Source organism: Pseudomonas sp. 24 E 13 (assembly GCF_900004715.1).
Classification (GTDB): Bacteria; Pseudomonadota; Gammaproteobacteria; order Pseudomonadales; family Pseudomonadaceae; genus Aquipseudomonas; species Aquipseudomonas orientalis_A.
This window is the reverse complement of the sequence record NZ_CVTO01000056.1, coordinates 8,390-10,520: the sequence shown is the minus strand read 5'-3', so window position 1 is coordinate 10,520 and position 2,131 is coordinate 8,390. Positions and strand designations below refer to the sequence as shown.

Annotated in this window: 3 protein-coding genes; all 3 read right to left on the bottom strand. The window is 63.1% G+C overall.

Annotated elements, in window-relative coordinates; translation table 11 throughout:
• Window positions 1–466 (bottom strand): CHASE sensor domain-containing protein (locus tag BFP90_RS02285; protein WP_305118336.1); only part of this gene is annotated, 466 nt, incomplete at its 3' end.
• Window positions 463–1,029, bottom strand: coding sequence for a YfiR family protein (locus tag BFP90_RS02280; RefSeq protein ID WP_065883482.1), 567 nt, complete (start codon window positions 1,027–1,029; stop codon window positions 463–465). The genes BFP90_RS02280 and BFP90_RS02285, both read right to left, overlap by 4 nt.
• 141 nt (window positions 1,030–1,170) lie before the next feature.
• Window positions 1,171–2,131 (bottom strand): ATP-binding domain-containing protein (locus BFP90_RS28990; protein WP_256097417.1); only part of this gene is annotated, 961 nt, incomplete at its 5' end.

Genomic DNA, 2,131 nt, shown 5'->3' with positions numbered 1-2,131 from the left:
GGCCGCTGAGCAGGAAGCGCAACAGGCTGCCGCCATGACCGGTCAGGTGGATACTGCCGACCGTTTGCCCCTGGTGAAGGATCGGCTGGCTGATGGGTTGCTCGAGCAAGGCATGCGCCAGTTCGAGTTCAACCCGCGACAACATCCCATTGTTTGGCCGCACCCACTGCGCCAGCAGCTTGCCACTGGCATCAAAGACTTCGGCCTGGGCCACCTCTTCGGTCGAAGCGATCAGGCTCAAGGCTTCAGTGGCGGCGGCGCTGTCGTCGAACACCACAGCCGCTTCCACGGTGTAATTGATCGAGCGTGCGATCAAGTGCAGGTTGTGTTCGGCGTACACCCGCAGCGCCAGCACGCCGAGCAGGGTCAGGGACACACTGGCCAGCGCCACCGCCACCAGGGCCAGGATCATGTGCCCTCTGCCGATGACTGACCTCAGGGTCGGTCGCGTCTTGGCCGGCCTCATGGCGTCGGCGCTCGACGGCGCGACAGTTGCAGCACGCTGGGGTGAATGCGTACGCCACTGCGGGCAACGGAATCCAGGTTCACCTCAAACGACACTTGCGCATCACTCACCCGCAGGCAGAACAGGCTGCCCACGGTGCATTGATCGCCGCCTTCGCTGATGCTGAGCACCGGATGGCCGATCAATGAAGCAAACAACGCGGTGCGTTCGTCAGCGCTGAGTTTGCCGATGTAGACGGCGTCGCAGGCACTGACGATGTCCGGATGGTTGGCCAGCAAGCGTCGCACTGCCACCGGTCGGCCGGTGGCCTGGGTAGTGCCCTTGATCAGGTCGTCGGTGTACTGGGTGGGCCCGACGATGCACAAGCGCAGTTGCACAGGCTCCACCGGCCAACGGGCATAACTGAGAATCCCCAGCACGACCTGGGTGACCGTCTGGGCGCGCTGCTCGGCCAAACTGGGCGTTTGAGCCCAGGCCTGTGGAGCGAGCAGGCATAGCACCGCAACCTGCAACAGGCGTCTCCAGCTCAAACTGCGCTCTGAGAGCGAGACAGCCACGTTCATGCAGCAATTCTCTCAAGAAATTCGATGGTGATGCCGCAACGATAGCACAGCAGCGGAAAACCCATGACGCGAGGCTTTCCAAAGTGCTGAGTATTTTTTCAGAAAAATCAGACATCTGAATCAAAAATATCGCATGACCGTTCAGTCAGCTTCTTCGGGCGTGGCGTCCAGCTCCAGCATCAGCCCGCTCAAGCGTTTGACCCGGCGCCGTACGGCTTCTTCAAAGACGCCGGCACGGGGTTCGATCAGGCTGAACCAGCGTTTGGCGCGGGTGATACCGGTGTAGATCAGTTCTTTGGTCAGTACCGGGTTCAACGCGTCCGGCAGGATCAGCGCGGTATGGGTGAACTCCGACCCCTGGGATTTGTGCACGGTCATGGCATAGACGGTTTCCACATCGTTGAGCCGGCTGGGCAGCACGAAGCGCACGCCACCCTGGCCGTCATTGCGCGGGAAAGCCACGCGCAGCACCTGAGCGCCGCCGTCGCTCTCGGGCAATTTCAGGGCGATACCGATATCCCCGTTCATCAGGCCCAGGCCGTAGTCGTTACGGGTCATCAGCACCGGGCGCCCTTCATACCACTGCTCGTCGCCCTCGATCAGCCGCACCTTGCGCAGGGCGGCGGTGATGCGCAGGTTCAGCCCTTCGACGCCCCAGGGACCTTTGCGTACGGCGCAGAGCAACTGGAACGCGTCGAAGGCTTGCAGCAGTTGTTGCGCCCAGTGGGTCCAGGCGTGATCGTCACGCGGGGTCTGCGGCGCAGGACGCGCCGACTGCAGCAGGTTCAGGTAATAGCGATAGCCCTGGGCACCTTCGCCCTGCCCGTCCAGCACCAGGCGCTCAAGCGCGTGATCATGCTCGCCCTTGAGGCTGAGACAGAACAAGTCGTCATGACTGCGCGCGGCCAACAGCGCGCGCGCTTGCTCAGCGTTCTGCTGGTTGACCCAGCGCGCCAGCTGGCCGATGCCGCTGCCCTCGCCGAAGCGACGCGAGTAGCGCAGCATCACCACCTGCTGGGCCAGCGGATGACTGCCGTCGAGGTCTTCCTGCAAGCCGCTGTTGCCGAGGTCTTCGGCGCTGACCGCCTGCAGCCATTGGCGG

Coding starts and splice junctions, on each gene's coding strand:
- BFP90_RS02280 (WP_065883482.1), bottom strand. CDS start 1,029: ATGAACGTGGCTGTCTCGCTCTCAGAGCGCAGTTTGAGCTGGAGACGC.